5 protein-coding genes and 1 pseudogene are annotated in these 5855 nt (G+C 71.9%); all 6 read right to left on the bottom strand.

Annotation, left to right across the window (positions count from 1 at the left end; translation table 11 throughout):
- Positions 1-480: Hpt domain-containing protein (locus tag AC1RMD_RS31030; RefSeq protein WP_492932692.1), on the bottom strand; the 480-nt coding region annotated here is incomplete at its 3' end.
- A 15-nt stretch (positions 481-495) separates the two neighbouring features.
- Positions 496-2268 (bottom strand): sensor histidine kinase, YfiR-like protein-associated, encoded by a 1773-nt coding sequence (locus AC1RMD_RS31025; RefSeq protein ID WP_492932690.1) that lies wholly within the window; start codon positions 2266-2268, stop codon positions 496-498.
- A complete protein-coding gene (locus AC1RMD_RS31020) occupies positions 2269-2814 on the bottom strand; it encodes a TOL_0243 family YfiR-like periplasmic protein (RefSeq protein ID WP_492932688.1) in 546 nt (181 codons plus the stop codon).
- Positions 2802-4727 carry a TOL_0244 family TonB-dependent receptor gene (locus AC1RMD_RS31015; RefSeq protein ID WP_492932686.1) on the bottom strand — a complete coding sequence of 642 codons (1926 nt, stop codon included), beginning with the start codon at positions 4725-4727 and terminating at the stop codon, positions 2802-2804. Before AC1RMD_RS31015 ends, AC1RMD_RS31020 begins: the two co-directional genes overlap by 13 nt.
- A gap of 14 nt (positions 4728-4741) precedes the next feature.
- Entirely contained in the window at positions 4742-5353 is a 612-nt protein-coding gene (locus tag AC1RMD_RS31010) for a chemotaxis protein CheW (RefSeq protein ID WP_492932684.1), read from the bottom strand.
- Positions 5353-5855: pseudogene (locus AC1RMD_RS31005) on the bottom strand (hypothetical protein); the annotation flags it as partial. The pseudogene AC1RMD_RS31005 and the gene AC1RMD_RS31010, both read right to left, overlap by 1 nt.

The raw sequence follows: 5855 nt of genomic DNA, 5'->3' as shown, positions 1-5855 counted from the left end.
GGCCGGCAGCGCGGACGCGGCGGCCGGCGGCGCCATCGGCGGCGCGGCGCCGGTGGCCGCAGGCGGCGCCGACCAGCCGTACTGCGCTTCCATCAAGGCGTGCAGCAGCCCGCCCAGTTCGTATTCGCCGCCGTCGAGCAGCCCGCGCAACACGTCGATGGTGCGGTACAGCAGCTCGAACATCGGCGCCGGCGGCGCGCACTGCGCGCGCTTGAGCAAGGCCAGCACGCTCTCGAGCGCCTGGCACACCGTCTCGATGTCGGCCAGGTTGACCGCGCGCGCCGCGCCCTTGAGGCTGTGCACCTCGCGGAACAGCGTCTCCACCAGGCCAGCCGCGCGCGCCGCGTCCCCCGGCCCACCCGGATCCTGCGGCCGCTCCAGCTCCAGCACCAGCGCCGACATCGCGCCGACATGCTCGTCGGCCTCCAGCCTGAAGGTCGCGAGCAGGCGCTGCAAGAATCGTTCGTCGTCCGTGGCCATGCGCCCCTCTTCGTGTTAGACCCGATACCGGCCGACCATCGCCTTGAGCTTCTGGCCCAGCGCATGCAGGTCGTGCGCGGCCGCCTCGGCCTGGCGCGTGCTGGCCATGTTCTGGGTGGTCGAGACCTTGATGTTCTCCATCGCCAGCGCCAGCTGGTCCATGCCGGCCAGTTGCTGGTGCGCCGACACCGCGATCTGGCTGGCCGCCACCGCGCTGTCGCCGATGCTCTCGGTCAGCTGGCGGATCGCCTCGCCGGCGTCGCGCGACTGCCGCACGCCCAGCTCGACCGCCTTGGCGCCCTGCTCGGTGGCCAGCACCGCGCTGCCGGTGGCCTTCTGGATGTCGCCCAGGATGGTGCGCACCTGCGCCGTGGCCTGCTTGGACTGCGCCGCCAGGCTCTTGACCTCCTGCGCCACCACCGCGAAACCCTTGCCGTGCTCGCCGGCCTTGGCGGCCTCGATCGAGGCGTTCACCGCCAGCAGGTTCGACTGCTCGGACAGGTCGTTGACGCTGGCGATCAACTCGCCGATCGCCTGGCTCTGCTCGGACAGCCGCATGATGCTCTCGGCGATCAGCTCCATCTGCTCGCGGATCTGCTGCATGCCCTCGATCGATTCCTCCACCGAGCGCTTGCCGGTCTGCGACACCTGGGCCGCCCGCTGCGCCGCCTCGGCCACGTTCTTGGCCTTCTGGCTGGCCATCAGCGCGGTCTGCTTGACCTCGTCGAGCGTGGCCGAGGTCTCGCTCATCACCGCCGCCGCCTCGCTGGCGCCGGCCGCCACCTGGGTGGTGCCGGCCAGGATCGCGCTCGACGACGCCGCCAGCACGTCGACCCCCTCGCCGATCTCGCGGTTCATCTCGCGCAGGTTGAGCACCATCGCCGCGAACGCCTTGCCCAGCACGTCGTGCCCGGACTGCGGCGCCAGCACCCCGGTCAGGTCGCCGGTGGCGATGCGCTCGGCCGCCGCCGCCTTCTGGCGCAGGTTGTCGACCATCGCCGCGAAGGCCTTGCCCAGCGCGTCCTGCTCCGAGCGCGGCACCACCTGCAGCAGCAGGTCGCCGGAGGCGATGCGGGTGGCGATCGCCACCTTCTCCTGCAGCGACAGCGCCATCTCGCGGAACTTGTCCTGCAGCAGCCCGATCTCGTCGGCGCGCGCGCGCCCGGCCGGGCGCACCACGATCTCGCCGGCCGCCACCAGCCGCGCCGCCTCGGCGATGTCGCGGATCGGCTGCACGATCACCGCGTGCAGCCGCAGCGCGCTGGGCAGCGAGATCAGCAGCGAACCGATCATCACCAGCAGGATGATGCCGCCGTAGCGCACCAGCCGCGTGGCCATCGGCTCGGTGCTCAGGCGCAGGTAGACGCTGCCGACCTGGCGCTGCTTTTCGTGGATCGGCCAGGTCCCCACCAGCTCGTCGCCGGCGAAGCGCTGGCCCGGCGCCTCGGCGCGCGCCGGCAGCGGCCGCGCCTGCTGGCCGGGGCGGGTGTAGCTGGCGAACGGCGCGCCGTCGGCCGCGTACAGCGCGGCGGCGGCCAGCTCCGGATTGGCCTGCAGCGCGTTGAGGTACTCCTGCGCCGCCTTGGGGTCGCTGAACACCAGCGACGGCGCCACGCTGGCGGCCAGGATCTCGGCCTGCACCGCGATCTCCTGCTGCTTCTGGGCGCGGTAGGTGTAGACGTCGTAGCTGACGATCACCATGCCCGCCATCAGCAGGGCGATGGCGCTGGCCAGCACGGTGATCAGCATCAGCTTGCGGCGGATCGGACTGTCGATAAACCAGTGCATTCAACGGCCCTCCCTGGCGGCGCGCGGCTTGACGCTGAGCGCCATGTTGAGCAGCTTGGAGCTGATCAGCAGGCCGTTGCGCGCGGCCGCCTCGTCGTCGACGTTGAAGCGCACCCGGTTGTCCTTGAGCGCGAAGCTGATCACGCCGCCGCCGCGCGCCTCGCTCACGGTCAGCACCCCGCGCAGCGGTTCGCGCGGCGCCTCGGCGCCGCCCAGGTAGGCCACGTGGCAGCCGGACTCGCGCGTCAGGCTCTTCAGGCGCCGCAGCTGCAGCGGATGGCTGTCGACCTGCTCGCCGTTGACCGCGGCGTCGAGCGCGGCGCCGAACGGATCGTCGCCCACCACGCACAGCACCAGCGGGCTGGCCGGGGCGGCGAAGGCGCCGGCCGGCCACTCGATGTACAGGCCGAACTTGTACAGGTAGGCGCCCTTGACCGCATATTCCAGCGTCTCGGCCTCGGCCGCGACGGCGGTCGCCGGCGCCAGCGCCAGCAGCAGCAAGGCCGAACGCGCCAGCGCGCGCGGCAGGCGGGTCAGAATTTCCATAGCAGTTGCAGGGTAAGACTGCGTTCAAAGACGGCGCGCGGCGAGCTGCCGGCGATGTTGCCGAACTCGGCGTGGCGCCGGTCCAGCAGGTTGACCACGCTCAGCGCCAGCTCCAGCCGCGCGCCGGGACGCCAGCCCAGCCGGGCGTCGAGCGAGGTGTAGGCCGGCACGGCCGGATAGGGCAAGGCCGCCACCCGGTTCAGCGACAGGTCCAATTCCATGGCGCGCGGCAGGTCGTGGCTGGAACGCAGCGTGTAGCGGTGCGCCGGATCGTTGCCGTACAACGTGCCGGTGCCGCCGGTCGGCGCCGGCCCGCTGGCGCCCGGTTGCAGGCTGACGCGCTCGCGCAGCAAAGTGTGGCTGGCGCTCAGGCGCCAGTCGCGGCTGACCTGGAAGTTGCCCCAGATTTCCAGGCCGGCGACCTTGCCCTCGGCATGGTTGCCGACCTCCAGCGTGCCATTGAGCGCGCCGGCGTCCACGGTACGCAGATCGTCGTACTTGTTGTAGAAGGCGTTGACCGAATACGACAGCCGGCTGGTCGGCTGGGCGCGGTAGCCCAGCTCCAGCGCGGTCAGGCGCTCCGAGCGGAAGTTCGGCCCGCCCCGCAACGGCAGTTGCGGCGCGCCGAACACATAAAAATCGCGGTCCACCCGCGACGGCGTGCGCAGCGCCCGCGACACCGCGCTCCACAGCAGGGAGTGGGCGTCCGGCTTCCACGCCAGCCGCAGATTGGGCTGGAACTCGGTGCCGGTGTAGGCATTGCGCTCGGCCTTGGCGCCCAGCGTCAGCTTCCACCGTTCGTCGAGCGCGATGGTGTCCTGCACAAACAGATTGGCCATATGGGTCGCCACCTGCGCCGGCAGGAACGCCAGGATAGCGCCGTTGGTCGAGGTGCTGCGCCACAGCCGGGCGCCGCCGCCCCACACCAGCTCGTGGCGCGCGCCCAGCGGCAGGCGGTGCTGGGCCTCGATGTCGTAGGTGTCGTTCGATTCGCGGAACTGCAGCGTGCCCGGCATCAGGTTGTTGACATGGTCGTAGTAGGCCTGCACCTGCAGCCCCGCGCCGTCGGCCAGCGCGCGGTGCCAGCGGGCCAGCAGGTTGCCGCCGGAGCGGTGCCGGTCGCTGCCGGCCAGCTGGTCCAGCTGGCGGTCGTACAGGTCGCCCTGCAAGGTGACGCCGTGGTCGGCCCCGCCCCAGTCGGCGCGGAAGCCCAGCTGGCGCCCGGACCAGCCGTCGCCGGCGGAGGCGCCGGCCACGCTCTGGTTGGCGTCGCGCCCGAAACCCTTGGCGTAGACCCGCACGCTGGCGTCCTCGCCCAGCCGCCAGCCCTGGCGCACGGCGACGCCGCGCTCCTGGTTGCCGCCGCCCAGCGACACCAGCGTGCCCTGGCTATCCTTGCTGGAACGGGTGAGCACGCTGATCACGCCGTTGACCGCGTTCGAGCCCCACAGCGTGCCGCCCGGACCGCTGATCACCTCGATCCGCTCGATATCCTCCAGCATCACGTCCTGGGCTTCCCAGAACACGCCGGCGTTGAGCGGGTTGTAAACCACCCGGCCGTCGATCAGCACCAGCAGCTTGTTGCCGTTGCCGTTGCTGCCGCCGCGCGCGGTGACCGCGTAACTGGTGCCGTTGGTGCGCGCCACCTCCAGGTTGGGCGCCAGCCGCAGCGCCTCGGCCAGGCTGGTGGCGCCGCTGCGGCGCACGTCCGCGCCGGTGATGATGTACACGGCGGCGGCGGCGTCGCCCAGCGACTCGGCCTTCTTCGACACCGAGGTGATCGGAATTTCCGCCAACTCCTCGATGCTCATGCGCGAGAGCTGGCTGGGCAATTGCTGGGCCGCCGCGCCGGCGGCCCAGCACAGCAGGCCAGCCCCCAGCCAGCGGCGCTCCGGTATCGAAAAATACTCCATCGACATCTCCTCGGTCAGACTACATGCTGCTCCACTATCATGGCCGGATCGGACAACAGGCGCCCGCCGTCCAGCACGATCAAACGGGCGGCCGTCACGCCCTTCAGGTAATCGGCGCGGATCCCTTCCAGCGTCGGCGGGGCCGGCTGCAACTCCGCCAGCAGCAGCTTGTGCACGCCCAGGATCTGGTCGGCCAGCACGCCGAAGCGCATGGCCCCGCCGCGCAGCACGATGATCTGGTTCAAGTCCGTCAAGCCCTGCTGCGGCAGGCCGAAAAAGCGCTTCAGGTCGACCAGCGACAAGATCCGCCCGCGCACATTGACGATGCCCAGCACGAACGGCGGCGTGCACGGCAGCGGCGTCAGGTCGCGCAGCACATGCACCTCGTGCACGTGGCGCATCTCCAGCGCGTAGCGTTCGTGGGCCAGCATGAATTCCAGCACCTCGGCTTCGGCCTCGGGCGCCGGCGCGGCCGGCGGCACCTGCGCCAGCAGCCGCGCGCGTTCCTCCAGCAGTGCGCGCTGGCGTTCCGGCACCAGCGTGGTTGGCTGCCGCGCCGTGGCGGCCGCCGCCGCCAGCCGCGCGCGCACCCGCTCCCAGTCCAGTTGCTGGCGCCGGCCCGGCATCAGCCGCCCCCGGCGCCGGCGCGCATCAGATCGGCCAGTTCGCCCGCGCGCACCCCGCCCGAGTGCGCCAGCACGTGGTCCGGCGCATGCTCGCGCAGCAGCTCCAGCGCATTGGCGAAATGGCGCTGCGCCTCGCGCGCGGCGCCGTTGCGCCGGCACAGGCTGCCCAGCGTGAAATGCGCCAGCACCAACTCCGGGTCGAGATAGAGCGCGTCCTTGAGCGCCTCGATGGCCTCGGCGGCGCGGCCTTGCTCCTCCAGGATCAGCGCCTGCAGATAGCGCAGCGCCGGGTCGCATTTATCGGTGGCGATCGCGGCGGCGCAGCACCGGCTGGCGTCGTCCAGCAGGCCCAGGTCGGCGCAGCGGCGCGCCCGCTGCGCCAACGCCGGCGCCGGCGCGGCGGCGTCGGCCACCTGGTGGGCAGGCTCGGCCACGATGCCCGCCGTCCCGCCGGGCGCGACCGCGATGGCGGCGGCCGCGGCGGCCGGCACGGCGCCGGGCC

It is taken from the genome of Duganella sp. GW822-FHT06D06, assembly GCF_058799615.1.
Note: the sequence above shows the minus strand (reverse complement) of the source record. Positions and strands in the feature narration are given on the sequence as shown.

Excerpts from the sequence above, each read along its gene's own strand:
- AC1RMD_RS31025 (WP_492932690.1), bottom strand. The coding sequence starts at position 2,268 with ATGCACTGGTTTATCGACAGTCCGATCCGCCGCAAGCTGATGCTGATC.
- AC1RMD_RS31020 (WP_492932688.1), bottom strand. The coding sequence starts at position 2,814 with ATGGAAATTCTGACCCGCCTGCCGCGCGCGCTGGCGCGTTCGGCCTTG.
- AC1RMD_RS31015 (WP_492932686.1), bottom strand. The coding sequence starts at position 4,727 with ATGGAGTATTTTTCGATACCGGAGCGCCGCTGGCTGGGGGCTGGCCTG.
- AC1RMD_RS31010 (WP_492932684.1), bottom strand. The coding sequence starts at position 5,353 with ATGCCGGGCCGGCGCCAGCAACTGGACTGGGAGCGGGTGCGCGCGCGG.